Below are 25715 nucleotides of genomic sequence, written 5' to 3' on the forward strand. Positions count from 1 at the left end.
GCCGTCTGGACGCTGGCGGCTTCCACCGCCAGCGTCCGAACACCTCCCGGCAGGCTTCGCCTAACGGCTCGGCGTGCGGCAAAGGCGCGGGGCGACGTCGTCGAGACGCTGGCCTTCAGGGCGGCGGAGGCGGCGTCACGGTTCGGCTCAGAAAGGGCGCATAAAGTCGATGCGCCTTGGCGACGACGATCGGCCCCGTCCCCGCGGCCACGATGGCAAGACAGATGACGATCGCTAGGCTGTCGCGCCCCTCGGCGAGGGAGCGCCCGGCCTGCGCGCGTCGCGCCAACGCGATGGCGGCGATGGCGATGGCGCCCCCCAGAGCAGCGCCCGCCACGACATCGGACAACCAGTGGGCGCCGAGATAGACCCGCGACAGGCTGATCGACAGGACCATCCCCGCCGCCAAACCCACGGCCAGGCGCCTCCAAGCGGTCGTCAGGCCCTCCGCGGCCAGAGCGCCCAGCATGACATAGAGCGCAGCGGCGGAGACCGCGTGGCCGCTGGGAAAGCTGAATGCATCGACCCCGGTGTAGAGCGGCGAAGGCCGGGGCGTGTGGAACGCCAGCTTGAAGGCCGGAGCAAGCAAAGCGCATGCGCCCATGGCCGCGACGAGCGCGAAGGCCCAGCCGCGCCGTCGTGTCATCACCAGATAGGCCGAAACCAGGGCGGTGACGCACCAGCGCGGCAAGCCATCGCCAAACCCCGATAGCGCCATCGCGGCCTCGTCCAGCCAGGGCTGACGAAGGCGCCAGACGGCCGCGGCGAAGACCTCGTCGACCCCCGTCGTCCCGCCCGACGCGCGAACCGCGACGCCGAGCACCATGACGATCAGCAGCAGCGCGGCGACGAGCGCCCCGCTTCGCTTGAGGGACGCGTGTCGCGGAGTCGTGTCGAAGGCGCGTGCCGTGGCCATCGCCTAGCCATGCGCCTTTTGACGGGCGGTGGCCAGGAGCGCGGCCGCCTGCGCCTTGCGTCCGCGATCGGCCACCTCGCGCCCCGGGCGCGGCGGCGCGTTGACGGCGCGCTGCAGGGCGGCCTCGGCTCCGGCATAGTCGCCCTGGCGGATCAGGAAGTCGCCGTAGAAGAAGTTGGGATCCACGCCGTTCGGATTGGCCGCCAGCGCCTTGTTTAGGTAAGCGCGCGCCTTGCCGGCGTCCCCAAACCCGATCGGGAAGCCCGGCACCTGGGCGTAGAGCGAGCCTAGGCTGGTGTAGACCGAGCCGTCGCCCAAAGCGGCCGGATTGATCTTCTCGGCCTGTTCCAGCATGCGCCGGGCATGTTTGGCCAAGGCCAGACCACCCATGCCGCCGGCGGCGCCGGCCTCCGTGGCCGTGGAGATCGCTTCCCAGACCAGCGGCTCGGCGCGGTTGGGATACTGCTTGGCCATGGCGTCGGCTTCGGCCGCCAGCTTGGCCGCCTCGGTCGCCTGGGCCGCCTTGTCGCGCACCTCATAGTTCACGTGGGCCCAGGCGCGGGCCAAGCCGTCGATCCGCGCGTCGAAGGCCGGGTCGGCGGCCAGGGCGGGCGTGGCGGCCAAAACCATGGCCGTCATCGCGGCCAGGATGGAAAGTTTCATGGTCGAGAACTCCAGACCGTCAATGAGAGAACAGCCGCGCGGCCTTGCGGTCGTTGGCGGAAAGCGCGCCGTCGACGAGGCGCGGGAAGAGGGCGTTGATCCGGACGAACAGGCTTTCGGGAAAGCCGAAATAGACGTCGCGTTCACGCGTCCGCATGGCCTCGACGATCCGCCTGGCGATCCGCTCTGGCGGATCCATGTTCATCTGGGTGAGCTTGGCGAATTCCATCACGGCTGGCGTTATGAGCGCCGTCCTGACCGCGCGCGGCGCCACATAGGTCACATCGATCCCCGTGCCCGACAGCTCGCGCCGCAGCGCCTGGGAAAAGCCGCGAAGCCCCGCCTTGGCGCTGGAATAGGTCACGAAATGGGCGAAGTTGATCGACCCGAAGATGGAGCCGACGTTGACGATCTGGCCGCCGCCCGCCGCCTTCATGCGCGGCAGCACGGCCTGAACCAGGCGAACCGGAGCCACGAGGTTGATCATGTAGCTGGCGACGAGATGGTCAGGGGCTTGGCGCTCGAGCGGCCCAAAATGCTGGGCGCCCGCCAGGTTGACGACAATGTCCCAGTCGCGAAGCGCCACGGCCGCAGCGGCCGCCTCGATCCCCTCGACCGTCGACAGGTCATGTCGCAGGAAGGCGCCACCGCCGGCGGGGAGCGAGCGCCCCAGGATCACGACCTGCGCCCCTTCTTGCGCCAATTGCGCGGCGATCCGTGAACCCAGGCCGCCTGAACCGCCGGTCAGCAGTACAGTCTTGTCCTTAAACATAGGCCACCTGATCGTGCGGGATCGACCGGAAGACGTCGGCGAAGCGCTCGAAGATCGCCTTGGCGACCTCGATGATCGCGACCTGGTCGTCAGGGTCGGTCACCTCGTCCATCAGCTTCTGGAAGAAGACCAGGTGCTCCATGTCGAGCGCGCCGTGCGAGGTCAGGTAGCTGAAGCATTCAGGCCCCAGGTTCAGGTTCCTGGCCACCGCCTCGGCCCCCTGGGTCGCCAGGCGAACGCTGGTCCCCTCCAGCACGAAGACCATGCCGAAAAAGCCCATCGGATTGACCTTGGCGATGTAGTCGTAGGCAAAGGCGACCATGCGAGCGGTGGCCTCGCGCGGCTGACCCAGCCGCACCGCTTCAGGATCGCCCCCAGCGTTCTTGATATCGCTGAGGATCCAGTGCTCGTGACCGGTCTCTTCGGCGATGTATTCGTCCAGCGCGTGACGAAAACGGTCATGGGCCTCGTCGAGGCGCGCGCGCGCGGCCTGCATCAGCGGCACGGTGTGTTTGACGTGATGATAGGCCTCGGTGAGGTAGGCGATGTAGGTCTCGCGCGAAATCTGGCCGTTCAGGCCGTCCTGGATCTGCGGCACGCCGGCCAGGGTCTGCTGCCCCTCGGCGGTCTCGGCGACCAGTCTCTGGAAAAACATCAAGTCGGGCTCCTATAGCGAGGCTTCGATGAAGTCGCGGTGACGCGACAGCAGGACCGCCCGACGCGGACGGCCGTTGTCGGTAAGTTCGCCGGCGGCCGGGTCGAACGGCGCGCGGATCCGCCAGCGCTTGACCTGGGCGTAGTCGGGCAAGGCCTGGTTGGCGCGGGCCACCGCCTGGGCGATCGCGGCCTCGTCCATGTCCGGCAGCAGCGGCACGATCAGCGCGCCCAAGGCGGCCTGGGCCTCGCCAAACACCACCGCTTGGCGGATCTCGGGCTGGGCCAAGAGCTCGCTCTCGACCCATTCGGGCGCCACGTTGCGGCCAAAGGCGGTGATGATGGTGTTGCTGCGACGCCCCTCGATGCGCAGGAAGCCGTCGGCGTCGAACGCTCCCAGGTCGCCGGTGCGGACCTTTCCCGTGTTCAACTCGCCGCCGGCGTAGCCAAGGAACGGGCGAGGTCCAACGACGATCTCGCCGTCCGAGGCGATCTCGACAGTCAGGTGCGTCAGCGGCCGGCCCACCATCCCCATCTTGCGGGCGGCTGGCGTGTTGAGCGCCACGACCGACGCGCATTCGCTCAGGCCGTAACCTTCGTAGACCGGCAAGCCCAGGGCGTCGGCCTGGTTCAGCAGCTGCGGCGAGACCTTGGCCCCGCCCACCGCCACCAGCTTCAGAGCGGGGAACCGCGCGCCGGTGAAGGTCATGACCATCAGCAGGGCCCGCAGCAGCTCGGGCACGACGATCAGGCTGGAGGCCGCCTCGGCCGCGATCGCGCCGGCCAGGGCCGCCAGGTCGGGTCGGAACGGAGTATCCAGGCCCAGCGCCGCGGCCGGCAACACGTGGTAGCGCCCGCCGGCGATCAGCGTGGCGTAGAGTCCCGCCACGTTCTCCAGCAGGATTGATAGCGGCAGCAACGGCAGGTGCCGGCCGGCATAGTCGGCGCCGATCGCCTCGACCAGGGCCCCGGCCACCGCCTCCATCTGGGCCTGCGACAGGCAGACGCCCTTGGGCTGGCCCGTGGAGCCCGAGGTATAGGTGATCTTGGCCGTGCCCGCCGGGAGCGGAACCGCGGCCGTCAGGCAAGGCGTCACGGTGATCGCCGCGCCCGCCACGGCCAACTGCCCCGCCCCGCTCGCCGCCTCGATCAACAGGGTCGCGCCGGCGTCAGCCAGGGCGTGGTCGCGTTGGGCGGGGGTGAAGAAGTCCGGCAGGGGCAGGCTGGGCCAGCCCAGCCGGATCAGGGCCAGGTCCAGGACTACCCAGGCCGGCCCGTTGGGCAGGCGAACGGCCACCGGCGAACCGGGCCGGACAAGCGGCGCGAAGGCGAACAGGGCCCTCGCCGCCTCGCTCACCGCCTCACCCAACTGGGCGTAGGTCCAGGTCGCCGAGGACGTGCTCAGCGCGATGGCGTCGGGCGTGGCGGCGGCGTGGGCGTCGATCGCCCGGAGGATCCGGCTCATTGGCCAATCTCCGGGCAGGTCGGATGAAGGCGGGGGCGAATAGCCTCGACCTGGACGGGTTCGGCCACCAGCATCTGGCTCAAGGGTCGCAAGGCCGGGCCGATCGCACCGGCCAGCACTTCCGGGTCACGCTCGTAGTAGGCGCCCCATTCGGCGGCCGCCTCGCCGAGGCGTGAGGGCTCGGCGCGGGTCAGGACCTGCGTCTCGAAGCCGACCCGGCCAAAACTGCGGCGCAGCTGACGCGTGGCCGTGGCCACCGCGTGTGTGCAGCCGTTCTGGTCGAGATGACGGGCCAGGGCCAGGAACAGGAACATCGAGGCGCCCGCGCTGTCCGAACCCAGGTTGCCGATCTCCGCCACGCCGCCGCGGATCACCGGTTCGCCCAGCTTGCGGGCGATCGCGGACTCCGCAGGCTCGTCGAGATATTGCTCCAGGAACAGTGATTCCGCGGCCGCAAACCGGAAGCCGACGGCGGCGTGGATGCGGCCCTCGCCGTCCTGCACGCTCATCAGCGTCGGATAGTGGTTGCGGATCATGCCATTGAACGCCGCGGCGTAGGCGGCCTCCAGATATGCCTCCACCCTCCGGCGCTCCGGTCGCATCAAGTGATGGATCGAGATCACCTTGGGCGCCAGACCGCTGAAGCGCCGCATCCGCGCCTCATCGAACCGCAGGCTGCCGCGTGGGGCCCCGTCGTCCAGCATCATCACTTCCAGCAAGGCGGTCTCCACATCCTGGCGAGCGTTGGGACGCTCTTCGATGAGCCATGACGACGCGACCTCGAGACCTCCTCAAACGGATTGCGATTGCGTGTGGAGACCGCATCGGAAACACTGCGCTGGACGTCGGATTCCCGCCGTCGAACGGCCATGAGCCCGGAGCGCGATCGAGTCCTTGGACGACAGTGACGTCCATCCCCTGCTCGCCTGCTATCTCGAACGACGGGACGAGTTGGTGCGCTATTTCCGCGTGCGGCTGCGATCCGAGGAAGCCGCGCAGGACCTGGTGCAGGACATCTATCTGAAGATCACGCCGCCACCGGTCGCGCCGATCGACAATCCCGCCGCCTATCTCTATCGGCTTGGCACGAACCTGATGTTGGACCGGATCAAGACCAAGCGGCGCGCGGGCCAGCGCGAGGCCCAGTGGCGCGGCGCGGGCGGTCCCAGCGTCACCGATTGGGAAACAGCGGACGAGCCCCGGGCCGATGACGCCCTGGCCGCCCGCCAGCGGCTGGCCCAGATCGTGGCGGTGGTGAACGACCTGCCGCCGGCCGTCCAGGAAGCGTTCCGGCTGCACAAGCTGGAGGGCCTCAGTCACGCGGAGACGGCGGCGGCCATGGGCGTGTCGCGATCCAGCGTCGAGAAGTACATCATGACCAGCCTCAAGCGCATCCTCGCCAAGGTGGGCCGATGAGGTCCGGAGACAGTCTCAAGAAAGTTTGGAGGCGCCTGGGCGTTTATGGCGTCATTGGGGCGAGCAACGAGGCATGCGCCTTGAGGAACGGTGAGCACCGATGAGCGGCGCGGACGGCATGAGGGCGATTGACGCCCTGCGCGACGAGGCCGTCGCGTGGCTGATCCGCGTGCAGTCGGACCAAGCCACGGCCGACGACTGGGCCGCCCTGACCGCCTGGCTGGAGGCGTCCAACGACCATCTGGCCGCCTTCGAGGAGATTGAAGACCTCGCCGCCGAGCTGGACGCCCGCGCCGCCGAGATCGCCCCGGCGGTCAACACGACGGCTTCACTGGTCGTACCGCTGCGCCGCCGCGCCGCCCTGCCCGTCTGGGCCGCCGCCGCGGCCGCCGCCGTCCTCGCGGCCATTGTCGGCCCGATGGTCTGGCGCGACTACCAGGGAACCCCGACAGTCTATCAGACCCGTCCCGGCGAGACGCGCCAGATCGTCCTGGCCGACGGCTCGCGCATCCGAATGGACGCGGCCTCGACCCTGAGGGTCCAGCTGGGCTGGCGCGAGCGGCGCGTCCAGATGGCCGAGGCCCAGGCGGCCTTCGACGTCGCCAAGGACCCGGGACGGCCCTTCCTGATTTCGGTGGGCGACCAGCAGGTCCGGGTCGTCGGCACCGAGTTCAATATTCGCCACTACGACAAGACCGTTCGGGTGACCGTGCGTCGCGGGATCGTCGAAGTGCGCCAGCCCGCCTTGGGCTCGACTCCGGTGGCCCGCCTGGTGGCCGGCCAGAGCCTGAGCCATGTCGAAGGCGCGCCCAAATCGGTGCAGACCTCCGCCGACCCCGACCCCGCCTTCGCCTGGACCCAGCGCCGTTTGGTCTGTGACGACGAAACCCTCGGCGACATGGTCGCCTATCTGAACCGCCGCTATCCGACGCCGATCAGGATCTCGCCGGCCTTGGCTAGCAGGCGCTTTTCGGGCGTGCTGGAGCTAGGCGACCAGGATCTGGTGGTCAAACGGCTGGCCGGCTATTTCTCGCTGTCCGTGCATCGCACCGACCGACAAATCGAACTACGGTAGCGCCGTCCTGGAAGTCGGAGGGCGTTTCGTTGCGAGCTGAGGCATGGCGGCGCTGGGCGCTGGCTTCCAGCGTCGTGTGCGTGGCCGGATGGGGCGACCCCGCCTCGGCGGCCCAACCCCGCTTGAGCTTCGACATTCCCAGCAAGCCGCTGAAGGCGGCCCTGGTCGATCTGGCTGTCCAGGCCGGCGCCTCGATCAGCACTCAGGCCGCGGCCGGCTGCGCGCCGACCAGCCAGCCCGTGCGGGGGCGCTTCACGCTTCAGGACGGCCTGGCCAGAATGCTGGCGGGCACAGGCTGCGGCTATCGGATGATCGACGCCAGCGCCGTCGAGATCGTCAGGTTGCCGCCCGCCTCGCCCGTCACCCGAACAGTCGCCCGGGAAGAGCCCCATTCGTCCGCCGCGCTCGACGAGCTGGTCGTGGTCGCCACCCGCCGCCCGACCCTCGCCGACCGACTGGCCTACGCCGTCAGCGCGGTCGAGAGCTCGGCGATCGCTGGGCAAGGCCTGCGCGACGCCAACGACCTGGCGTATGCGGTCCCGGCCATGACGGTGACCAACCTGGGTCCCGGCCGCGACAAGATCATGCTGCGCGGCCTGTCGGACGGGCCGCTGACCGGTCGAACCCAGGCGATGGTCGGGCTTTATCTCGACGACACCCGCTTGACCTACAACGCGCCCGATCCAGACCTGCTGTTGGTCGACATGGCCCAGGTCGAGGTGTTGCGCGGACCGCAGGGCGCGCTCTACGGGTCCGGTTCGCTGGGCGGGGTTCTGCACCTGGTCACCGAGCCGCCCGCCCCCGATCGCTTCGAAGCCTGGATCGCGGGCGATGTCGGCGCGACACAAGGCGGCGACGGCTCGAACGGCCTGTCCGCCATGGTCAACCTGCCGATCTTCCGGGGCCGAGGCGCGGTCCGCGCCGTGGTCTATCGCGACCAACAAGGCGGTTATATCGACGATGCCGGCCTCGACCTGAAGACCGTCAATCGCGCCCTTCGCTCCGGCGGCCGCCTGAACGTAAAGGTCGGCCTGGGCGGCGGCTGGACCCTGACCGGCGGCGGGGCCGCCCAGTTCATCAATTCCGACGACACCCAATACGCCCTGACGACCGAACCGCCCTACAATCGCCGAAACCGAGTGCGCGAGCCGCACGACAACGACTTCGCCGAAGCGCACCTCAATTTGAAGGGCGAGATCGGTGGGATCCAGGCGCGGTGGACGATCTCGGCGGTCGATCACGACATCACCAGCCGCTACGACGCCAGCTCAGCGCCGCCGATCGCCCTGGCGCCGGGCCCCGCCGCTTATGACGACGACGACCGGACCCATAGCCTGGTGACCGAGGGCTCCCTGGCCTCGCCGGAAGATGCTCGGGTGCAATGGTTGGTCGGCGCCTTCGTGGCGCGCACTCATCAGGACATCGACCTGGCGCTGACGCGTCTGGCCGACGCCCCCGTTCGTGCCTTGGCGGAGAGGCGGCGCGACACGCTGGACGAGGCCGCGCTCTTCGGCGAGACGACCTTGCCCTTCGGGCGGTCCTTCAGCGCGACGCTGGGCGGGCGGCTTTTCAAGTCCAAGACACGGGTGACAAGCCATACGACGGCCTTCGGCGGAACGCTCACCTCGTTTGCCGGCGCGCTTGAAAGCTCCGGCTTCGCGCCGAAACTGGTGCTGTCCTATACCTTGTCGTCCAACGCCCTGATCTATGTCCAAGCGACGGAGGGCTATAGGGCCGGCGGCTTCAACACAACGGGACCGCCCGGTCAGGTGTTTTCGCCCAACAATGAGGCCGAACCGCGCCGCCGCTACGACGGCGACGAGTTGTGGAGCCTGGAGGCCGGCGGCAAGGTCTCGCTGCTCGACGGCCGGCTGCGTCTGCGAGCGGCGGCCTTCCAAGCCCGCTGGAAGGACATCCAGAGCGATCAGTTGTCGCCGTCGGGCCTGCCTTTCACCGCCAACATCGGCGACGGGCGCAACCTGGGCCTGGAGGTCGAAGGCAGCTACCGCGTGGCCGGACTGCAACTGAGCGCCAACCTGTTATTCAACGCGCCCGAACTGGAGAAGGCCAATCCCGCCTTCCCCGTCCGCAAGGATGTGAGCCTGGCTGGCGTGCCCCATCGCGCCGGCGGCGTGACGGCGCACTATGAGCGCCCACTGGGCTCCGACATGACCTTGGAGTTCGACGGTCGCTACGCCTATGTCGGCCACTCCCACCTCACCTTCGACGCCGCGACCGCGCCCTTGATGGGCGGCTACGCGACGGGCCGCTTGGCCGTGGGTCTGGCCGCCCAGCGCTGGCGGACGACCCTGGCCCTGGACAATCCGACCAATGCGCGCGGCGACACCTTCGCCTACGGCAATCCGTTCTCGCTAAGATCGACCGACCAAGTGACGCCGCTCCGCCCCCGCACCCTCTCCCTCAGCGTCCGCGTCGCCTACTAGGCAGGCCGGACGCGCTTCCAGAGAAGACGCATGCCCCGATCCTATCGCCATGCCGAAGCCCACCTCGTCTCTCGGATCGGCTGGCTGCGCGCCGCCGTCCTGGGCGCCAACGATGGTCTGGTCTCGACCGCCAGCCTGATCGTCGGCGTCGCATCGGCCTCGGCCAAACCTAGCGAGGTGCTGGTCGCTGGCGCGGCGGCCCTCGTGGCTGGCGCCATGTCGATGGCGGCCGGGGAGTATGTTTCAGTCAGCTCGCAGTCGGACACCGAAAAGGCCGACATCGCGCGCGAGACCGCCGAACTCAGCAGCGACAGCGACGCCGAGCACGCCGAACTGGCCCAGATCTATGTCCAGCGTGGCCTCGAGCCCGAGACCGCCAGGGTCGTGGCTCAGCAGCTGATGGCCAGGGACGCGCTCGACGCCCACGCCCGCGACGAGTTGGGCATCTCGCTGGCGACGACGGCGCGGCCCGTACAGGCCGCCCTGGCCTCGGCGGCTAGCTTCACGGTCGGGGCGGCCCTGCCCCTGTTCGTCGCCGCCCTGGCGCCGGCGTCGATGATCTTACCGACCGTCGTGCTGACGGCCCTGGCTTGCCTGGCGCTCTTGGGCGTGGCGGGAGCAAAGGCCGGCGGAGCCCCGGCCTGGCGCGCGGCGGCGAGAGTCACGCTTTGGGGCGCGCTGGCCATGAGCGTAACGGCCGGCATCGGCCGGTTGGTCGGGACGGCGATCTAGCGGCGCTACGGCCTTGAAGAGCGCATGCTTTCAAACGATCGACCAGGGCGCCACCGCCAGGCAACGAGCAAGCGCGATCGGGCCAGACCGGCCGCTTTCCCGCGCCGAATTCATTCCACACATCGCCGCTGCATCCGATAAAGCGTGCGCCCCGTCAGGTCGCGGAACTCCAATCGAAGGGTTTCGCCGTCCAGCCCGAACATCGCAAAGCCCGGCCGCGAGAGGCAATAGCGAGTGCCTTCCACCGCGACCACCCGGCCGACGGCGTCCGCCCCCGCGCCCGCGCAGACGTAGTCGACACGACCCCGACGGATATGCTGCAAGTTGTGGTCATGGCCGTTGATATAGACCTGAACGCCATGGGCTTCGAGCAGCGGCGCGACCTGGGCGACCAACGCGGCGGAATCGCCATGATCTCCAGAATAGATCGGATGGTGCCCCACTACGATCTTCCACGGCGCGGTCGACCGGCGCAGTTCGTCCTCGAGCCAAGCGATCTGACGCCGGCCGTCATGGGCCTCCAGATGCCCACGGGCCAGCTGCTGCATCATCTCGTCGTAATTGCCGCGATCGGCCAGCGGCGAGGTGTCGAGCACGAAGAGATCCAGGATGCTCGTCCCCAGAGCCTGGCCGGCGACCTTGTAGTAGCGGCTCGGCATCCGCCAGCGGGAACTCAGGTGGGTGTAGTCGATCTGGGCCTGGGCGAGACCCCGGTGGTCGTGGTTTCCGAGCGCGGCGTACCAGGGCGTTTGCAGGGCGGTCGCCGTATAGACGTCCTCGAACGAGCGCCGCCAATGAGGATCGGTCACGGACCGGACGCCCGCCGGATAGAAGTTGTCGCCGGCCGAGATAACGAAGCGGCTGGCGATCTCCGCGGCGGCGGCGCCCATCGCCTCGGCGACGACGCCTTGCGATCGTTGGCCCTCACGTCCCCAATCGCCGAAGGCCAGGAAGTTGAGCACCTCGTGATCGGCCGCAGCGGCGGTCGCGGGCCAGGCGGCGCAGGCGGCCAGCCCTTGCAGGACCGTGCGGCGGTAAATGGGCGACGAGGCCATTGCGACCGTAGGCCTCCGCGCCGACATCGTGGGACGCGTCACGCCGCCGGCCTCGCGACGGCCGCAGGCGTGACGTCGCGGCGGACCGGCAGCCGGGCGAAGATCTCGGCGCCCTTGGCGGCGAACTGGGCCTGACCGAACCGGTCCAGCACCCGCGACCGGGCGACCTCGCCCATGCCCGCCAGTTTGTCGGGCGCCTGCAGAAACCACTTCAGCGCCTTGGCCAATTCCTCGGGATCGCAAGGCGGAACGACCCGTCCGGTCAAGCCATCCACCACGCTGTAGGGCATTTCGCCCACGGCGGTGACTAGCGTGGGCAGACCGGCCTGCATCGCCTCGTGCGCCGCGAGGCACAGGCCTTCGCGCCGTGACGGCTGGATATAGAGGTGCAACCCCGCCAGGAACGCACGCGGCGTGTCGCAGAACCCGGTGAGGAAGACGTTGTCCAGGCCGGCCGCGTCGATCATCGCCTGAAGCCTCGCCCTTTGGCCGCCCTCCCCCGCGATCCGGACCTCGAAGGGCGTGGGCGCCTTGAAGCCCGTGGCGCGCAGATGCGTCAGGGCCTTGATCAGCAGGTCATAGCCCTTGGCGGGGTGCAAGCGCCCCAAGGCGCCCAGTTGGAGCGTTTCGCCCGACCGCCAGGGCCTGGCCTGCGGCGCGGCCGGATCGGCGGCGAACAGAGGCCAGGTGACCAGACGGTCAGGCCTCACCTTCAGGCGCGACGCCGTCAGGGCCGTGACGCTATGGGAGTCGCCGATCCACAGGCCCGACAGCCGCTGTGTCGCGCGCAGCAGCAGACGGTTGGCTGGCTTCAGAAACGCGTTGTGCTGCCAGCTGACCACCGGCGCGCCCCGGCGCAAGCCGACGATCTGGCCCAGCAGGGTCGCGCGGGTCAAAGAGGTCCACAGCAGGTCGGGCCGCTCCTCGGCGACGATCCGGTCGAGCCAGGTCAGGGCGTCGAGATGGTCCCTCTCGCCGCCGGGGCGGACGCGGACGTTCAACCCCTCCCTGATCATCGGCGCCAGTGCTCGGCCGTCGCGTCGGGTCAGAGCCAGGATTTCGACCTTGGCGCCCTGGGCCGCGAGCGCTCGGGCCACGGCGGGGACTGGTAGGGCCGCGCCACCGCCCTCGAGCGAGTTGATCACGTAAAAGATCCGCATCAGGAGGTCCCCGTTCGGGCGAGGGCCGCGGCGGCGAGGTCGGTCCTTGGCGGATCGGGCCAGGCCTGGCCGGCGAACAAGGCCACAGCGCGGGCCGCGCGCTCAGCGGACGGCTCTTCGGTCAGGTCGAAGCTTTGGCTGAACAACGCCTCCTGCACCGGGCGCCACAGGCTTTCGTGCTGCTGGCGCGAGCGGCTCATGGCCGCGCCTAGATCGGTGACGTCCTCGATTACCGGGCCGGCGCGCCAGTGGTCGAAATTGGGATCGTCGCCCCAGACGAAGCGATGACTGTTAAGAAAGACGCAAGGCCGAGGCCTGAGCAGGAATTCGTAGACCTGGCTGCTGACGTCGCCGAGATAAAGGTCGGCGCGCTGGGTGTAGGCCATGGTCGTCGAGGCCCGGCTACCCAGATCGATGTGGATGTTGGGGGCGCGCAAATAGCGTTCCTCGATCCGCCCCGCTCGGTCCAGCCGCAGCTTGTCGATCGTCGCCACGAAGGGGCGCTCGAACAACATCACGTGCGGCGCGAAGATCAGGTGATGGTCGTCATGCTCGACGAACCAGTCCAGCACCTGGCGCCCGGCCTTGTACCAAGAGGATAGGTGTGGCGAGACGTGCGGATTGTAGAGAACCACCGGCCGGCCATCATCGAGCAGCGGATGGGTCGTGCTCCGCGCCGGCGTCAGGTCGAACTTGGGATAGCCGACAACCGAGATCTTGTCGGGATCGATACCCGTCTCGCGCACCAGCCGATCGCGGATCTTGCGACCCGAGACCAGCACGTGGTCGAAGCCGGCGCTGGCCTTGTCGAAACCGATGGCGCGGTCGCCGGCGCCGTGACGGGTGTGAACGATCTTGAGGTCGCGAAGGCCGTAACGGGTCTTGAGGACCAGCGACGTCTTCTCGGCGACGACCAAAATGTCGAGCGATCGGAAGAAGTCGAGGTTGTCGCCATAGACCAGAAGCTTGGTCGCGGGCAGCACCGCCTCCGCCGTGGCGGCCACAAGCCTTGAGGTGCTTTTGGTCAAGGCCAGTTCGATCAGGCGCACCTCATGGCCAACCATGCCGCCGCCCAGACGGATAACTTCGGCGGTCAGGCGCCTGTTGGTGGTGGCCACCACAACCTCGAAATCGCGCGCGCGCCGGGCCAGGGCCAGCGCGATCGGCAGGCTGTGGGCCACCTGATGAACCTGATCGTGGTTGAAGAGAAACCCCATGCGCATGGCCCAACGACGCCATGCCCTTCGAGGCGCCTCAAAAGTTTCTGACCCAAAGTCCCTGGGCGCGGTTCTCCGGGCCGCCCGGGAGAGTCATTCAGGCTGGGCGCCGCACGATCATCGCCCGATGGGTTGAAGCTGGGGCGAACGGTCGTCAGTTCTTGACCATGGTCGCGCTCCGCTGGCCGCGATCGGCGCCAGAATGACCATCGACGATCGCGCGGCAGCCCGTGAGTCCGTCCGGCGTTGGTCCGGCGGCGTTGACCTGCGTCAAGCCGCGCGTTCGACGACGATGCGAAGCTGGACCCGCGAATGGAGATCGCCATGTCCCGAGACACCGCCGACGCGGAACGCGCAATCACCGGTTCCGAAGTGCTGGACGAATCCTGTCATGCGTGGGCCTGCGCCTGCGAAGCCTGGGTCGATTATCTCACGCGCCTGACACAGGCCGCCAGTCCGCTCGCGGTCTTCGAGGCCGGAGCCCAGCTCCTCGATGACAGTTTGAGCCTCGGCGATCGCTTGGCGGCGACGCGCCTGCGCGCCGCGGGCGTTTCGGCGCCGCTTTTGAATGACGCCTGACCCGCGCCAGCGGTACCGTCCCAACCAAGCGGTGATCCGGCGCCTATCGCGCTGCGGCCTGCGCGGAGGCCCCAGCCGGCCTCTCGCCGACCGCGCCGTCTCGGCCCTAGCGCCACCATCCCGTACGCCAGAGAGCGGTCCGCGGCCGCGGAAGGGGTCGGCCGAACCGCGCTCGCGCCCCGTGTGTGAGCGCGCTTCCGGCGGCGACCGGCCAGATCACGGACGGCGCAGGGTCCGGTCATGCGGGCCAGGGCCGTGGTGTGAGCGGCGCACAGAGACTCGGCCGTTTGATCCAGATCAGTCCGCGACGTCTTGGCCGGCCTAGGCTGGGTAGAAATCTTCATGCGAGCCTCGCCGTGCGCCACTTCATCGATACCCAGGACTTCTCCAAGGCTGAGCTCGTGTGGCTCATGGACTTGATCGGTCTTCTGAAGACGGCGGACCGCGAAGGCGCCCTTCCGCCCCTGCTCGCCGGCGCGTCCCTGGGCATGATTTTCGAGGAGCCCTCGACGCGCACGCGCATCTCGTTCGAGGTGGCCATGACCAAGCTTGGCGGCCACGCGCTTTATCTGAAACCCGGCGAGATACATTTGGGCGTGCGCGAAAGCATCAAGGACTCCGCGCGCGTGATTAGCCGCATGGTCGATGCGATCGAGGCCCGCACGCTCAAGCACGCTACGGTCACCGAGCTCGCCCGCTACGCCAGCGTGCCCGTGATCAACGGCCTGACGGACTACAATCATCCCACCCAGGTGCTCTGCGATCTTTTCACCATGCGCGAGCACCGCCCACCCGGAAAGGCGCTTGAAGCCCTCAAGGTGGCCTTCATCGGCGACGCGACCAACGTCTGCTCCTCGCTGATGATGATCTGCACCCAGATCGGCATGGAGTTCGTGCACTGCGCGCCGCCCCGCTATCAGGCGCCGGACGCTTGGCAATCGGTCGCGAGAGCCAATTGCGCGCAATCTGGCGGCCGGTTCTGGACCACGGACGACCCGGTGGCCGCCGTCGCCGGGGCCGATTTCGTCTACACCGATCTTTGGTGGTGGATTGGCCAGGAGGCCGAGATCCCCGACCGGACGGCCGCGTTCATGCCGGCGTATCAGATCACCGCCGCCTTGCTGGACAAAGCCTCGCCGCACGCCAAGTTCATGCATTGCCTGCCGGCCTCTCGCGGCGTCGAGGTCACCGATGCGGTGATGGATGGCCCAAGGTCGATCATCTACGACCAGGCCGAGAACCGACTGCACGCCGAGAAGGCCATCCTCGTAGCGTTCGTGCGGCCTCACCTCAAAATCCCCTCGGCCCGGCGATCGGCGCAATACGCCCACGCGCTGGGCGCTTTCCTGCATGACCACAGACTGGCGGGCGCTGAAACGCCCGCCACGCAGCATGAGGATTGAAGCCATGACCGAGCCTTCCTCCGCTCGAGCCCGCCCGCGCTTCGCGCGGGTCATGGGTCTGTTCGATGTCACCCTCTTCACCGTGTGCGCGATCCTGGTGATCGACACCTTGGCCGCCTCGGCGGCGATCGGCGCCTCGGCCCTGAGTTGGTGGGTCATAACCTTCGGCCTTTTCTTCATTCCCTATGGCCTGATCGCCGCGGAGCTCGGCGCGGCCTATCCGGGCGAAGGCGGGATCCAGACCTGGATCCGCCGCGCGTTTGGCGACCGCTGGGCGGCCCGCGCCACCTGGTATTATTGGGTCAACGTCGCCCTGTGGATGCCCTCGGGCTATATCCTTTTGGCCGGCCTGATCTCGCAGATCACGGGCGTGGAGATGGGCCTGTGGAGCAAGATCCTGATCGGGATCGTAGCGACCTGGCTGACCGTACTGATCGGGATCACCAGGCTGTCGGCCGCCAAGTGGGTGCCCAACCTTGGAGCCTTCATCAAGGCGGCGATCATGCTGCTAATCGGCGGCGCGGGACTCTATGTCCTGTTCACGCGCGGCGCGGCCAATGATCTGTCCTGGTCCAGCCTGACGCCGCGTTGGGACGCCGGCTTGGGCTTTCTTCCGGTCATCGTCTACAATTTCATGGGCTTTGAGCTCGTCTCCGGGGCCGGCGAGGAAATGCGCAATCCGGGACGGGACATCCCCATCGCGGTGATCACCGCCGGCCTGCTGATCTCGGCCTTCTATCTTCTGGCCACCTTCGGCATCCTTGTGGCGCTGCCGATCGCCGACATTGGCCTGATCAAGGGCCTCCTCGACACCTTGCGAGCCCTGCTCGCCGGCGCGCCAGCGCTCGACGTCATCATCATCGTGCTGGGTGTCGCGGCGGTGTTCACGATCCTGGCCAACCTCGTGACCTGGTCCATGGGGGCCAACCGCGCCGCGCAAGCCGCCGCCGCCGATGGCGAGCTGCCCAAGGTGTTCGGCCTGTTGCGCAAATCCAACCAGACTCCGGTCGGGGCCTATGTGCTCACGGGCCTGGTCTCGACCGGCGTCATCATCGCCTACGGGGTGCTGGCCCGGAGCGCCGAGGATCTGTTTTGGTCCTTGTTCGCGTTCAGCTCGGTGATCTTCCTGCTGCCTTATCTGGCGCTCTTTCCGGCCTTTCTGCGCCTTCGACGCAAGGATGCGCTCACGCCCCGCCCCTATCGTGTCCCCGGCGGCGCCTTGGGCGCCTGGATCCTGGCGGTCGTGTGCACCCTGTTCATCGTCCAGGCCATCGTCTTCTTCCTCTGGGTTCCCGGCGTGGCGGTCGACTGGAGCAAGACCGGCCCGATCCTGGGCGGGATCGCCCTTACCCTGGTGATCGGAGAAGGGGTGATCGGCGCGATGAAAACCAATCGCCGCGCCGCGACGCCGCCGCCGCCCCGGCCCCAAACCCCGCCCGCCTGAGCGGCCAAGCGCGCTCCGACCAACAGCCCGCGAACGGACAAGTCCTTCCATGAGCCGCCTTCTGACCACGACGCCGCGCGCCGACGGCTTTCACATGCCCGCCGAGTGGGAGCCCCATGCCGGCTGCTGGATGCTCTGGCCCGAGCGTTCGGACAATTGGCGGGGCGGCGCCAAGCCGGCGCAGCATGCCTTCGCCGCCGTGGCCGCGGCGATCGTTCAGGGCGAACCCGTCACCGTCTGCGTCTCGCCGGCGCAGTACGTCATCGCCCGCGAAATGCTTGTCCCGGCGGTGCGCGTGGTGGAGATGACCAGCGACGACAGCTGGATCCGAGATTGCGGCCCAACCTTCGTGATCGACGCGGCCGGTTGCGTGCGCGGCGTCGACTGGAAGTTCAACGCCTGGGGCGGGCTGATTGGCGGGCTCTACTTCCCCTGGGATCAGGACGACCTCGTCGGCGAGAAGGTCATCGAGCTGGAGCGCGACGATCGCTACGGGCCGGACTTCATTCTCGAGGGCGGCTCCATCGACGTGGACGGGCAAGGCGCGGTCCTGGCCACCCGCGAATGCCTTCTCAACGCCAATCGTAACCCCGGCCTCGGAGAGGGTGAGATCGAACAACGCCTGCGCGACTACCTGGGAGTCGAGACGGTGATCTGGCTCGACCAGGGCGTCTATCTCGACGAGACCGACGGCCACGTCGACAATCTCTGCCGTTTCGTGGCGCCTGGCGAGGTGGTCCTGACCTGGACCGACGACATGACGGACCCTCAGTGGGCCCGCTCGGCGGCGGCGCTCGAGATCTTGACCCGCGCGCGGGACGCCCAGGGCCGATCCTTGCGGGTTCACAAGCTACGCCAGCCCGCGCCCGTGACGATCACTGCCGAGGAAGCCGCGGGCGTGGACCACGTGCCCGGCACACTGCCGCGGCAGGCCGGCGACCGGATGGCGGCCTCGTACGTCAACTTCTACATTGCCAACGGCGTGGTGGTGGTTCCGGCCTTCGACGACCCTCAGGACGCCCCCGCTCAAGCGCTCCTGGCCAAGCTGTTTCCCGATCGCAGAATCCTGCCCGTGGCGGCGCGCGAGATCCTGCTGGGCGGCGGCAATATTCATTGCATCACCCAGCAGGAGCCCGCCGGCGGCGGATCAGTGACTAACGCGGGGCGTGCCTAGGATGCGCCAGGTCATCGCCCTTGGCGGCAACGCCTTGCTCAAGCGCGGCGAGATCGCGTCGGCGGAGAACCACAGGCGCAACATCGCCCAGGCCGCCGGCCCGCTGGTCCGCGCCTGCGAAGGCGTGGAGACCGCCCTGGTGCACGGCAACGGCCCGCAGATCGGCCTTCTGGCGTTGCAAGCCCTGGCCTATGCCGAGGTCCCTGCCTATCCACTCGATGTCTTGGGCGCCGAGGCCCAGGGCATGATTGGCTATCTCCTGGCCCAGGCGCTGGGCGCGGCCGATCCCCAGCGCGCGATCATCGGCCTGCTGACCCAGACGCTGGTCGACGGCAAGGACGCGGCCTTCGCTCGCCCGACCAAGCCGATCGGCCCGATCTATCCGCAGGACCAGGCCTTGTCCCTCGCCGCGGCGCGCGGCTGGTCGTTCACGATGGACGGCGCGGGTCAGCGCCGCGTGGTCGCCTCGCCCGCGCCGCTGGAGGTCGTCGAGCAGGCGACGATCGAGGCGCTGGTGGCCGACGGCGCCCTGGTGATCTGCGCGGGCGGCGGCGGGACGCCGGTGACCCGGGACGAAGCTGGCGGCCTGCGCGGCGTCGAGGCGGTGATCGACAAGGATCTGGTAGCCGCCCTTCTGGCGATCCGTCTTGGCGCCGACCGGCTGATCATCCTGACCGATGTCGATGCGATCTATGGCGGATGGGGCGGCCCCGCGCCCACGGCGCTGAGGGAGGTCCGCGCCGCCGATCTCGTGGAATCCGCGTTCGCGGAGGGGTCGATGAGACCCAAGGTCCGCGCCGCCCGGCAGTTCATCGAGGCCACCGGCCACGACGTGCTGATCGGGGCGCTGGACGATCTGGCCGGCCTGTTGGACGGAACGAGCGGGACTAGACTGGTCGCCTGACCAGGCCGTTGGCGCAACGGGCCGAATGCCAGGGCGGCTGTCTTTCAGGGTGACGCCTTGATCTGGCGCAACGCCTCAGCGGTGGAATGGGCCAGGCTTCGATGGTTCTTGCTGGAGAGCAGCCATGAGCGACCACCTTGAAGTTTTCGACACCACCCTTGCGGAAACCCACGCCTGGCTCAAGGCGGTGGCCGCGGAGCTGTCGCCCTGCGACCAGCATCAGGCTTATCAGATCCTGCGCGCCACGTTGCATGCGTTGCGCGACCGGCTGTCGCCCGAGGCGGCGATTAACTTCGCCGCCCAGTTGCCGATGCTGCTGCGGGGCGTGTTCACCGAAGGCTGGCGCCCGGCGCTGACGCCGACGAAGGACCATCATGTCGCCGAGTTCCTCTCGCGCATCGAGATGACCCTTCCCGAGGACTTCGCCATCGAGACAGAAAGCGCCGCGATGGGTGTCTTTCGCGCGCTGGTCGCGCCTGATGGACGAGGCCTTGCTGGTCAAGGTGTTGCGTCAACTGCCTGTGCCGTTGCGGACCTTGTGGCCGCAAAGCCTGGCCAGGCTGTGATATGGGGCCCTTCGTTCCCGGCGGGGCGTTGGTCCGCCACGTCATTGGGGCTCAAGGCGCGCAGCCGGCCACCCCCACGCCCGACCTCGTCGCGATCGCGGGCCGATACCGCGAATGGCGGCTGGACTGGGAGCTTGAGGCCATTGCCCAGGGCGGCCACTATCGCATGGCCCGCAAGCCTCTCACCGCCACCGGATCGCCGATGTGACCGCCTTTATTCGCGGCCTGAATTCCGGGATCGATCGAGGCGCCCGCTAACCTTTGACAGGGCCGGTCCGTCCAACGCCCAAAAGCGCCGAGTGGGCAGCTGCGGGCCTTCGGCCTTAAGGACGCACGATCGAAGCGCCCGCCCGTCGACGCGCCAGCAAGGCCAAAGGGAGCGCGGCGAGGTTTAGGCTGACGGCCAGGCTCGGCGCGATCGCTTCCCAGGCCGGGACCCCGTCGACGGCCAGCAGCGCCAAGGCCGCCGGTCCAGCCAGGGCGGCCAGCAACATGCCACGCGCCGACCATCCGGCGATGGTCGCCGGCGCACCGATCATCAGCAGCGCGAAGGCCTGGAGAACCGCGGTCACGCAGGCGCCGAGGGGGAGCAGGAACAGCGGAATATCGGGAACCTCGACTAACACCAGGGCCGTGGCGAAGCCCCCGGTGACCACGCACCAGACCAGGACCGACCAGACCGCGCCCGTTCGATGGGCCCGCCACAGTCCAACGACCGCGCCAAACAACAGACAGCCCGGCAGGAACTCCCCCGCCGCCTCGCCCGCCAGCGGTCCGGCCAGGGCCAAGACGGGAAACAGCCAGCGCCACCGGCCTTGGCCATCGAAGGGCCTGGCGCGGCGCGCGCGGCGGGCCAGGCCCCGCGCCCAGCCGTAGCCGGACCCGGCTGGGGCGCGCGCGATCGAGGGCTTGCTTTGCATCGCGCTAACGCCGGTCGAGCGGCGCGACGGCCGGTTCATGATAGGGCGGCTTCAGCCGCCGCAGGGACTGGCAGCTGGCCAGGCTAGCGATTCCGAGGATGACCAGGACGCCGACGACGGCGCCCCAGGGAACCGGGTTGGGCGAGCGGTTCATCGACGCCCCCTTGGCCGGCGCATCACCGGGCCGTCGCCGCAGGCGGCCACGACGGACGTCAGGGACACAGCGATGATCAGCGTCACCACGCCGATCACGTCCAGGACGAAAAAGCTCGATTGCAGCATGCTCATGGGTCACGCCTCCGGTTTGGAAGATCAGTGTCCGCTCCTTGCCCGGGGGCAAACTTGACGCGGAGCAAAAGCGGCCTGGAAAAGCGTCAGCGACGGGGGGCCGCTCGCCCTCCGGAACGCCGCGCCCAGGATCAGGCCCGCCACGCCGGTCATCGCGGCCATTGGGCGTTCGCCGCGCACGGGCAAGCCAGCAGACACGACGAAGGGCGCCAGTCCAAGACCGGCGCCCTAACTTGCGGCCGTCTCGCCGCCCCTGTCGGGCGAGCGGTCCTTAGCGTCCCATCACCAGCGGCAGCTGAGCCGCGTCGAGCATGCGGCGCGTAACCCCGCCGAACACCTCTTCGGTCAGGCGACCGTGACCAAACGCGCCCATCACGCAATAGCTTATGTCGAGGGCGGCGCAGGCCGTCAGGATCAAATCGTCGGGCTTGGCGCCGTCGGCGGCCATCCGGTCGACCTCGGCGTGGATCCCGTGCTCGGACAGATAAAGCGCGGCCGCCTCGGCCGACGCGCCTTCGCCGACGTCCTCGACGGTGAACAGGCGCACCGAGCTCGCCAGCTTGAGCAGCGGCACGCAGGCCCTCAGCGTCGTCGCCACCGCCTCGGAGCCATCCCAGGCCACCATGGCCGCGCCGCTGGCGTCAAATCCGCGAACATGGTCGGGCGCGGCGACGACCGGACAGCGCGCCTGAGTCAGGATGGAGGCGACCACGCCTCGCGGCTCCAGGTCACGCCAGGTGTCGCGCTTGCTGTTGACGACAATCAGGTCCGACAGCCCCGCCTCTTGCATCAGGCATCGGGTGAAATCGCCGGTGGCGTCGATCCAGTCCCAGGCCACGGCCTCTTGCGAAAGGCGCGTCTGAAGCGTCGCCCTGTTGGCCGTTTCGACCTTCCGCTCCTCGGCCAGGACCATGGCCTGGGCCGCGCCGCCGATGTCGCCGGCGAAGATGGGAGTGGGCGTGACGTCCACGCAGGTCAGATGTCCGTCGAGCGATCGGGTCAGGTCCAGGGCGGTCTGCAGGCGAGCTTCCTGACCCACGTCGTCATGCACCAGCAACAATACCGTTTTCATCATGGCCTCCATGGCGCTTCGCCTGACTTGGCGCGACCAACCTACGAGCGTGAAGGGACGGCAAAAATGCGGGATTCTACGGATATCGCGCGCGCCAGTGCTAAAAACCCAAAGTTCCCGAAAGACGTTTCCAAGTTCTCCAGTCGCTTAGGTATTGTCCACAATGGGCGAAATCTAACGGACGGATTACCCCTATTTTATCGTTTCAGGGAGAGCCGTCATGTCGATGCCAGGTTTTCTAGCTTCCAGCGCCGCCTTGGCGATCGCGTCGCCTCTGGCGCGAGAAGATTTCATCGCGTTTGGCGTCAGCATGAGTTTTGCCGGCGACGAGGAAATCTACGCTCAGGACGAGGAGACCGACATGGTCTACCAGGTCCAGAGTGGCGCGGTGCGCGCCTCACGCCTGCTCAGCGATGGCCGTCGCCAGATCGCCGGATTCTACTATCCGGGCGACTTCTTCGGCCTGGAAACGGGGCCGGTGCATCGCTCCTCGGCTGAAGCCTTGGGCGCGACCCGGATCTTGGTCACCAAGCGCTCGGCGCTCAAGCATTATGGCGAGGCCGGAGAGCGCCTGGAGCGCCTGATCTGGCGCGCCACGGGCGGCGAGCTGGAGCGCGCCCACGAGCATATGATGCTCCTGGCCCGCAAGAGCGCGGTCGAAAAGCTCGCCGGGTTCCTGTCGCAGATCGCCGGGCGCCAGGCCGGCCCCTGCAGCGAGCTACCGATGGGCCGCCAGGACATCGCCGACCACCTGGGCCTAAGCATCGAGACGGTTTCGCGGATGTTCACGCAGCTGCAGGCGGATGGCGTGATCGCCCTGGACGGTTGCCGACGCTTTCGCGTGCTGGCTCCGCATAGGCTAGCGCATCTGGCGCTCGCCTGAGGGCGAGGCCAGAAAGTTCCGGGAGGCTCCCATGTCGAGTCACGATCTCAAGGCGGTCCCGGCGCCACTCGATCCGGAGCAGGCCAAGGCCCGGGCGCTTGATATTCTGGCCCACGGACGGCTGATGACCCTGGCCACCGTGCGCCCCGACGGATGGCCGCAAGCCACGGTGGTCAACTACCTGGCCGAAGGTCTGTCGCTGTTCTTCGTGGTGGCGCGTAATAGCCAGAAGCTGGTCAACATCGCCCGCGATCCCCGGGTCGCCATCGCCTTGGGGACCGACGCCCAAGGCGCGGCGGTTGGGCTGTCGATGGCCGCGCGGGTCAGCGAGGTCAACGACCCGGTCCGTATCCAGGCGCTCAACCGCCGCATCTGGGGGGACCCCGACGACCAGCGCTTTACACCCCATCCCTCCGGCGTCGCCGTGGCGCTGCTGGAGGCGCGACCGGTGCTGGTGTCGCTGATCGACTACGAGTCAGTCGGCGCCGCGGCCCAGCATTTTTCGGTGGAAGCCGATTGGCGATTGACCACCGTCACCCAGCCGCACGGCGCCGACGGCGTCCCGCCTTCGCCAGCTTGACCCTGGTCAAACCCGTCCCACGGAGGGGGCGCACACTTTGCCCAGGATCTCCTTCGAGGTCCCAAACTGGGAGTCGAGACGATGCAAGACAAGACGATCAAGAAAATGGTGCAGGACGAACTTGAGTGGGAGCCGAGCATTGACGCCGCCGACGTCGGCGTAACCGTCGAGAACGGCGTGGTCCGGCTGACCGGCCACGTGGCCAACTATCTGCAGAAGATGTCGGCCGAGGCCTGCGTCAAGCGGGTCAAGGGCGTCCGCGGCTATGTCGATGACCTGCAGATCCGCGTGTTCTCGGACATCTTGTCGGACGAGGCCATCGCCGGCCGCGTGGCCAATCTCATCGACTGGCACGTGTCGGTGCCGACGGGCGCGGTTAAGGTCAAGGTCGACAAGGGTTTCGTGACGCTGACGGGAGCGGTCGACTGGCAATTCCAGCGATCGGCCGCCGAGACCGGCGTGCGCAGCATCCAGGGCGTTCGCGGCCTGTACAACCAGATCGAGGTCAAGCCACACCTGGAAGCCTCGGACATCAAGCGCCGCATCGAAAGCGCCCTGTCGCGGCAGGCCAACCTGGACGCCGACACCATTCGCGTCACCGTCGATGGCGGCAAGGTGCGGCTGGACGGCAAGGTGCGGGCCTGGTTCGAGCGCGACATCGCCGAGCGCGCCGCCTGGGCCGCTCCGGGCGTCAGCGCCGTCGAGGACCGCGTCGCCATCGGCGTCTGAACGCCGAGGCCGTGGTGGCGGCGTCCGAGCCCACACCCCGGCGCCGCGGAGGCTCGTGCGACGCTTACCGCCGCGCGAGCCCTGGCCGTTCCGTCCGCCGACGGGACGGCCTTTCTTTGTGTTGACGGCTTGTCACCGCCGCGCGGGCCTTCAAGGTGCTTTGATGGTGCAATACTCAGCCGGCGTCCTGGTCTGGCGCGGCGACCCTGGCGCGCCGCAATTCCTCCTGGCCCATCCCGGCGGGCCCTTCTGGCGCGACCGCGACGTTGGCGCGTGGTCGATCCCCAAAGGGCTGGTCGGGCCCGGAGAAACCGCCCAGGCCGCGGCCCTGCGCGAATTCCACGAGGAGACGGGGCTTGCGCTCGCCGCGCCGCTGGAGGCGCTGACGCCACGAACGGCCTATCGCGGCAAGATCGTCACGCCTTGGCTCGCCCACGCCGACCTAGACCTGGCCGGCTTCCACAGCGAATCCTTCCGCTTGGAGTGGCCGCCGCGCTCGGGACGATGGATCAATGCGCCCGAGGTCGACGCCGTCGCCTACTTCGATCTGGCGACCGCCCTGGACAAGATCCTGGCCGGACAGCGTCCGATCGTGGCGGAGGCGGCGGATCGGATCGCGGCCCGTGGCTGACCCGGCCGCCATCGAGGCTGCGGGATCTGGAAAACCCCTCGGCAGGTTCTGCGTAGACCTGGGATCATTGAGGTGCACGAGGCGCGGAGCGACTCTCTTCGTCCCGCCTGCTCGTTCAGGCGTGGGCCATCAAAACCGCGCACGGGGGCGCGCCTAGGATGTGCTCGGTAGCCCCGCCCAGCACGAATTCACGCGCTCGGGAATGGCCGTAGGCGCCCATGACCAAGAGGTCCGCGCCGGCTTCGCGCACATAGGCCTCGATCACCGCGCCGGCCGACCGGCCTTGCCGGGATAGGGTCCGCACCGACGGCTCGACGCCATGGGCGCGCATGTGGCGCACGATGTCGCCAGATAGGTCCGAGCCGACGCTCGGCTTGTCGTCCGCGACAATCACGACCGTGACCCTGGCGGCCTGGGTCAGCAAAGGTAGAGCGTCGCCAAGCGCACGCGCGGCGCAGGCGCCCCCGTCCCAAGCGATCACCGCATGGCCGCAGCCGGTCGCGGCTTCGTCCACGGCGCTCTGGCCCAGGATCAGGCTTGGACGGCCCGAACCGAACACCACGGCGCGGGCGACCGATTGCTGGTCATCGTATTTCCCCGTCAGCGGCACGATCGTCAGGTCGTGCGTCCGCCCGGCCCGCACCACCAGATCGGCCAGGTCATAGAGGCCGCCTCGGACAGTCTGGGGGGTCAACGCCACGTTCGCGGCCAGGGCGCGATCGGCGGCCAGGGAAAGCACCGCCCGGCCCTGCGCGCGTGAACGCTCCTCCTCGCCCCGCGCCATCTCGGTCAGGCCGATCAAGTAGTCGGCGATCCGGTTGCTGTGGACGGGGATCTGAATGTCGACGTTCAGCGCCGTCACGTCCGCGCGCAGGTAGCGGGCCCACCAGATGGCCTGCTCCACCAGCGCGTCGGGAGTCGGTTCGGGATAACTGTCCAGATGGAGCAGGATGTCCTTGATGGTCATTGGCGG

28 protein-coding genes and 1 pseudogene are annotated in these 25715 nt (G+C 68.4%); 15 read left to right on the forward strand and 14 right to left on the reverse strand.

Annotated features, from left to right (window positions below; genetic code table 11):
• Window positions 1–115: 115 nt before the first annotated feature.
• Genes ABIC66_RS11975 through ABIC66_RS12000 form a run of 6 tightly spaced genes read right to left on the reverse strand, consistent with a single transcriptional unit; the run spans window position 116 to window position 5180 of the window.
• Entirely contained in the window at window positions 116–916 is an 801-nt protein-coding gene (locus tag ABIC66_RS11975; protein WP_354070506.1) for a phosphatase PAP2 family protein, read from the reverse strand.
• A gap of 3 nt (window positions 917–919) precedes the next feature.
• A complete protein-coding gene (locus ABIC66_RS11980) occupies window positions 920–1579 on the reverse strand; it encodes a tetratricopeptide repeat protein (protein ID WP_354070507.1) in 660 nt (219 codons plus the stop codon).
• 19 nt (window positions 1580–1598) lie between these two features.
• Complete coding sequence (locus tag ABIC66_RS11985) at window positions 1599–2351, reverse strand: SDR family NAD(P)-dependent oxidoreductase (protein ID WP_354070508.1); 753 nt, start codon at window positions 2349–2351, stop codon at window positions 1599–1601.
• Window positions 2344–3006, reverse strand: coding sequence for an iron-containing redox enzyme family protein (locus ABIC66_RS11990; protein WP_354070509.1), 663 nt, complete (start codon window positions 3004–3006; stop codon window positions 2344–2346). The genes ABIC66_RS11985 and ABIC66_RS11990 overlap by 8 nt, the downstream gene beginning before the upstream one ends.
• Before the next feature lie 12 nt (window positions 3007–3018).
• Window positions 3019–4470 carry an AMP-binding protein gene (locus ABIC66_RS11995; RefSeq protein WP_354070510.1) on the reverse strand — a complete coding sequence of 484 codons (1452 nt, stop codon included), beginning with the start codon at window positions 4468–4470 and terminating at the stop codon, window positions 3019–3021.
• Entirely contained in the window at window positions 4467–5180 is a 714-nt protein-coding gene (locus tag ABIC66_RS12000; RefSeq protein ID WP_354070842.1) for a thermostable hemolysin, read from the reverse strand. Before ABIC66_RS12000 ends, ABIC66_RS11995 begins: the two co-directional genes overlap by 4 nt.
• A 184-nt stretch (window positions 5181–5364) precedes the next feature.
• On the opposite strand from ABIC66_RS12000, the gene ABIC66_RS12005 reads away from it, so the two are divergent.
• The 4 genes from ABIC66_RS12005 to ABIC66_RS12020 all read left to right on the forward strand — a co-directional run bounded on the left by ABIC66_RS12005 (window position 5365) and on the right by ABIC66_RS12020 (window position 10137).
• Window positions 5365–5886: an RNA polymerase sigma factor gene (locus tag ABIC66_RS12005; protein WP_354070511.1), complete on the forward strand. Its 522-nt coding sequence runs from the start codon at window positions 5365–5367 to the stop codon at window positions 5884–5886.
• A 118-nt stretch (window positions 5887–6004) separates the two neighbouring features.
• Window positions 6005–6961, forward strand: a complete 957-nt coding sequence (locus ABIC66_RS12010; RefSeq protein WP_354070512.1) for a FecR family protein — start codon at window positions 6005–6007, stop codon at window positions 6959–6961.
• 29 nt (window positions 6962–6990) lie between these two features.
• Entirely contained in the window at window positions 6991–9405 is a 2415-nt protein-coding gene (locus ABIC66_RS12015) for a TonB-dependent receptor (protein ID WP_354070513.1), read from the forward strand.
• Between the two features lie 30 nt (window positions 9406–9435).
• Window positions 9436–10137: a VIT1/CCC1 transporter family protein gene (locus ABIC66_RS12020; protein WP_354070514.1), complete on the forward strand. Its 702-nt coding sequence runs from the start codon at window positions 9436–9438 to the stop codon at window positions 10135–10137.
• 110 nt (window positions 10138–10247) lie between these two features.
• On the opposite strand, the gene ABIC66_RS12025 is transcribed toward ABIC66_RS12020, so the two are convergent.
• Genes ABIC66_RS12025 through ABIC66_RS12035 form a run of 3 tightly spaced genes read right to left on the reverse strand, consistent with a single transcriptional unit; the run spans window position 10248 to window position 13569 of the window.
• Window positions 10248–11192 carry a metallophosphoesterase gene (locus ABIC66_RS12025; RefSeq protein ID WP_354070515.1) on the reverse strand — a complete coding sequence of 315 codons (945 nt, stop codon included), beginning with the start codon at window positions 11190–11192 and terminating at the stop codon, window positions 10248–10250.
• A gap of 38 nt (window positions 11193–11230) precedes the next feature.
• On the reverse strand, window positions 11231–12352 hold the full coding sequence (locus ABIC66_RS12030) for a glycosyltransferase family 4 protein (protein ID WP_354070516.1): 1122 nt from the start codon (window positions 12350–12352) through the stop codon (window positions 11231–11233).
• On the reverse strand, window positions 12352–13569 hold the full coding sequence (locus tag ABIC66_RS12035) for a CDP-glycerol glycerophosphotransferase family protein (protein ID WP_354070517.1): 1218 nt from the start codon (window positions 13567–13569) through the stop codon (window positions 12352–12354). Before ABIC66_RS12035 ends, ABIC66_RS12030 begins: the two co-directional genes overlap by 1 nt.
• A 324-nt stretch (window positions 13570–13893) precedes the next feature.
• Here ABIC66_RS12035 and ABIC66_RS12040 point away from each other — a divergent pair, with 324 nt between their 5' ends.
• The 7 genes and pseudogenes from ABIC66_RS12040 (at window position 13894) to ABIC66_RS12070 (ending at window position 19847) form a co-directional block, all read left to right on the forward strand.
• Window positions 13894–14148 (forward strand): hypothetical protein, encoded by a 255-nt coding sequence (locus ABIC66_RS12040; RefSeq protein WP_354070518.1) that lies wholly within the window; start codon window positions 13894–13896, stop codon window positions 14146–14148.
• Between the two features lie 356 nt (window positions 14149–14504).
• On the forward strand, window positions 14505–15551 hold the full coding sequence (ptcA, locus tag ABIC66_RS12045) for a putrescine carbamoyltransferase (RefSeq protein ID WP_354070519.1): 1047 nt from the start codon (window positions 14505–14507) through the stop codon (window positions 15549–15551).
• A gap of 4 nt (window positions 15552–15555) precedes the next feature.
• A complete protein-coding gene (locus ABIC66_RS12050) occupies window positions 15556–16995 on the forward strand; it encodes an APC family permease (protein ID WP_354070520.1) in 1440 nt (479 codons plus the stop codon).
• Window positions 16996–17044: 49 nt separating this feature from the next.
• Window positions 17045–18169 carry an agmatine deiminase gene (gene aguA, locus ABIC66_RS12055; protein ID WP_354070521.1) on the forward strand — a complete coding sequence of 375 codons (1125 nt, stop codon included), beginning with the start codon at window positions 17045–17047 and terminating at the stop codon, window positions 18167–18169.
• Between the two features lies 1 nt (window position 18170).
• Window positions 18171–19073, forward strand: a complete 903-nt coding sequence (locus ABIC66_RS12060; protein ID WP_354070522.1) for a carbamate kinase — start codon at window positions 18171–18173, stop codon at window positions 19071–19073.
• A 124-nt stretch (window positions 19074–19197) separates the two neighbouring features.
• A pseudogene (locus ABIC66_RS12065) lies at window positions 19198–19482 on the forward strand (DUF2267 domain-containing protein); the annotation flags it as partial.
• A 158-nt stretch (window positions 19483–19640) separates the two neighbouring features.
• Window positions 19641–19847, forward strand: coding sequence for a hypothetical protein (locus ABIC66_RS12070; protein WP_354070850.1), 207 nt, complete (start codon window positions 19641–19643; stop codon window positions 19845–19847).
• A gap of 115 nt (window positions 19848–19962) precedes the next feature.
• On the opposite strand, the gene ABIC66_RS12075 is transcribed toward ABIC66_RS12070, so the two are convergent.
• The 4 genes from ABIC66_RS12075 to ABIC66_RS12090 all read right to left on the reverse strand — a co-directional run bounded on the left by ABIC66_RS12075 (window position 19963) and on the right by ABIC66_RS12090 (window position 21919).
• Window positions 19963–20559 (reverse strand): hypothetical protein, encoded by a 597-nt coding sequence (locus ABIC66_RS12075; protein ID WP_354070523.1) that lies wholly within the window; start codon window positions 20557–20559, stop codon window positions 19963–19965.
• Window positions 20560–20563: 4 nt separating this feature from the next.
• Window positions 20564–20713 carry a hypothetical protein gene (locus ABIC66_RS12080; RefSeq protein ID WP_354070524.1) on the reverse strand — a complete coding sequence of 50 codons (150 nt, stop codon included), beginning with the start codon at window positions 20711–20713 and terminating at the stop codon, window positions 20564–20566.
• Entirely contained in the window at window positions 20710–20847 is a 138-nt protein-coding gene (locus tag ABIC66_RS12085; protein WP_354070525.1) for a hypothetical protein, read from the reverse strand. The genes ABIC66_RS12080 and ABIC66_RS12085 overlap by 4 nt, the downstream gene beginning before the upstream one ends.
• Before the next feature lie 271 nt (window positions 20848–21118).
• Entirely contained in the window at window positions 21119–21919 is an 801-nt protein-coding gene (locus ABIC66_RS12090) for a universal stress protein (protein ID WP_354070526.1), read from the reverse strand.
• Window positions 21920–22229: 310 nt separating this feature from the next.
• Here ABIC66_RS12090 and ABIC66_RS12095 point away from each other — a divergent pair, with 310 nt between their 5' ends.
• From ABIC66_RS12095 to ABIC66_RS12110, 4 genes are all read left to right on the forward strand, one after another.
• Entirely contained in the window at window positions 22230–22802 is a 573-nt protein-coding gene (locus ABIC66_RS12095) for a helix-turn-helix domain-containing protein (RefSeq protein WP_354070527.1), read from the forward strand.
• 31 nt (window positions 22803–22833) lie between these two features.
• The gene (locus ABIC66_RS12100) at window positions 22834–23382 is read left to right on the forward strand and encodes a pyridoxamine 5'-phosphate oxidase family protein (protein ID WP_354070528.1); all 549 of its coding nucleotides are present in this window, start codon (window positions 22834–22836) and stop codon (window positions 23380–23382) included.
• Window positions 23383–23463: 81 nt separating this feature from the next.
• Complete coding sequence (locus ABIC66_RS12105; protein ID WP_354070529.1) at window positions 23464–24111, forward strand: BON domain-containing protein; 648 nt, start codon at window positions 23464–23466, stop codon at window positions 24109–24111.
• Between the two features lie 163 nt (window positions 24112–24274).
• Window positions 24275–24742, forward strand: a complete 468-nt coding sequence (locus ABIC66_RS12110) for an NUDIX domain-containing protein (protein ID WP_354070530.1) — start codon at window positions 24275–24277, stop codon at window positions 24740–24742.
• A 115-nt stretch (window positions 24743–24857) separates the two neighbouring features.
• On the opposite strand, the gene ABIC66_RS12115 is transcribed toward ABIC66_RS12110, so the two are convergent.
• Window positions 24858–25709: a universal stress protein gene (locus ABIC66_RS12115; protein WP_354070531.1), complete on the reverse strand. Its 852-nt coding sequence runs from the start codon at window positions 25707–25709 to the stop codon at window positions 24858–24860.
• Between the last annotated feature and the right edge of the window lie 6 nt (window positions 25710–25715).

The sequence above is a fragment of the Caulobacter sp. 1776 genome, from assembly GCF_040545685.1.
Lineage (GTDB): Bacteria > Pseudomonadota > Alphaproteobacteria > Caulobacterales > Caulobacteraceae > Caulobacter.

Excerpts from the sequence above, each read along its gene's own strand:
- ABIC66_RS11975 (WP_354070506.1), bottom strand. The coding sequence starts at position 916 with ATGGCCACGGCACGCGCCTTCGACACGACTCCGCGACACGCGTCCCTC.
- ABIC66_RS11980 (WP_354070507.1), bottom strand. The coding sequence starts at position 1,579 with ATGAAACTTTCCATCCTGGCCGCGATGACGGCCATGGTTTTGGCCGCC.
- ABIC66_RS11985 (WP_354070508.1), bottom strand. The coding sequence starts at position 2,351 with ATGTTTAAGGACAAGACTGTACTGCTGACCGGCGGTTCAGGCGGCCTG.
- ABIC66_RS11990 (WP_354070509.1), bottom strand. The coding sequence starts at position 3,006 with ATGTTTTTCCAGAGACTGGTCGCCGAGACCGCCGAGGGGCAGCAGACC.
- ABIC66_RS11995 (WP_354070510.1), bottom strand. The coding sequence starts at position 4,470 with ATGAGCCGGATCCTCCGGGCGATCGACGCCCACGCCGCCGCCACGCCC.
- ABIC66_RS12010 (WP_354070512.1), top strand. The coding sequence starts at position 6,005 with ATGAGGGCGATTGACGCCCTGCGCGACGAGGCCGTCGCGTGGCTGATC.
- ABIC66_RS12020 (WP_354070514.1), top strand. The coding sequence starts at position 9,436 with ATGCCCCGATCCTATCGCCATGCCGAAGCCCACCTCGTCTCTCGGATC.
- ABIC66_RS12025 (WP_354070515.1), bottom strand. The coding sequence starts at position 11,192 with ATGGCCTCGTCGCCCATTTACCGCCGCACGGTCCTGCAAGGGCTGGCC.
- ABIC66_RS12030 (WP_354070516.1), bottom strand. The coding sequence starts at position 12,352 with ATGCGGATCTTTTACGTGATCAACTCGCTCGAGGGCGGTGGCGCGGCC.
- ABIC66_RS12035 (WP_354070517.1), bottom strand. The coding sequence starts at position 13,569 with ATGGGGTTTCTCTTCAACCACGATCAGGTTCATCAGGTGGCCCACAGC.
- ABIC66_RS12040 (WP_354070518.1), top strand. The coding sequence starts at position 13,894 with ATGTCCCGAGACACCGCCGACGCGGAACGCGCAATCACCGGTTCCGAA.
- ABIC66_RS12050 (WP_354070520.1), top strand. The coding sequence starts at position 15,556 with ATGACCGAGCCTTCCTCCGCTCGAGCCCGCCCGCGCTTCGCGCGGGTC.
- aguA (WP_354070521.1), top strand. The coding sequence starts at position 17,045 with ATGAGCCGCCTTCTGACCACGACGCCGCGCGCCGACGGCTTTCACATG.
- ABIC66_RS12060 (WP_354070522.1), top strand. The coding sequence starts at position 18,171 with ATGCGCCAGGTCATCGCCCTTGGCGGCAACGCCTTGCTCAAGCGCGGC.
- ABIC66_RS12070 (WP_354070850.1), top strand. The coding sequence starts at position 19,641 with ATGGGGCCCTTCGTTCCCGGCGGGGCGTTGGTCCGCCACGTCATTGGG.
- ABIC66_RS12075 (WP_354070523.1), bottom strand. The coding sequence starts at position 20,559 with ATGCAAAGCAAGCCCTCGATCGCGCGCGCCCCAGCCGGGTCCGGCTAC.
- ABIC66_RS12080 (WP_354070524.1), bottom strand. The coding sequence starts at position 20,713 with ATGAACCGCTCGCCCAACCCGGTTCCCTGGGGCGCCGTCGTCGGCGTC.
- ABIC66_RS12085 (WP_354070525.1), bottom strand. The coding sequence starts at position 20,847 with ATGAGCATGCTGCAATCGAGCTTTTTCGTCCTGGACGTGATCGGCGTG.
- ABIC66_RS12090 (WP_354070526.1), bottom strand. The coding sequence starts at position 21,919 with ATGAAAACGGTATTGTTGCTGGTGCATGACGACGTGGGTCAGGAAGCT.
- ABIC66_RS12095 (WP_354070527.1), top strand. The coding sequence starts at position 22,230 with ATGAGTTTTGCCGGCGACGAGGAAATCTACGCTCAGGACGAGGAGACC.
- ABIC66_RS12100 (WP_354070528.1), top strand. The coding sequence starts at position 22,834 with ATGTCGAGTCACGATCTCAAGGCGGTCCCGGCGCCACTCGATCCGGAG.
- ABIC66_RS12105 (WP_354070529.1), top strand. The coding sequence starts at position 23,464 with ATGCAAGACAAGACGATCAAGAAAATGGTGCAGGACGAACTTGAGTGG.
- ABIC66_RS12110 (WP_354070530.1), top strand. The coding sequence starts at position 24,275 with ATGGTGCAATACTCAGCCGGCGTCCTGGTCTGGCGCGGCGACCCTGGC.
- ABIC66_RS12115 (WP_354070531.1), bottom strand. The coding sequence starts at position 25,709 with ATGACCATCAAGGACATCCTGCTCCATCTGGACAGTTATCCCGAACCG.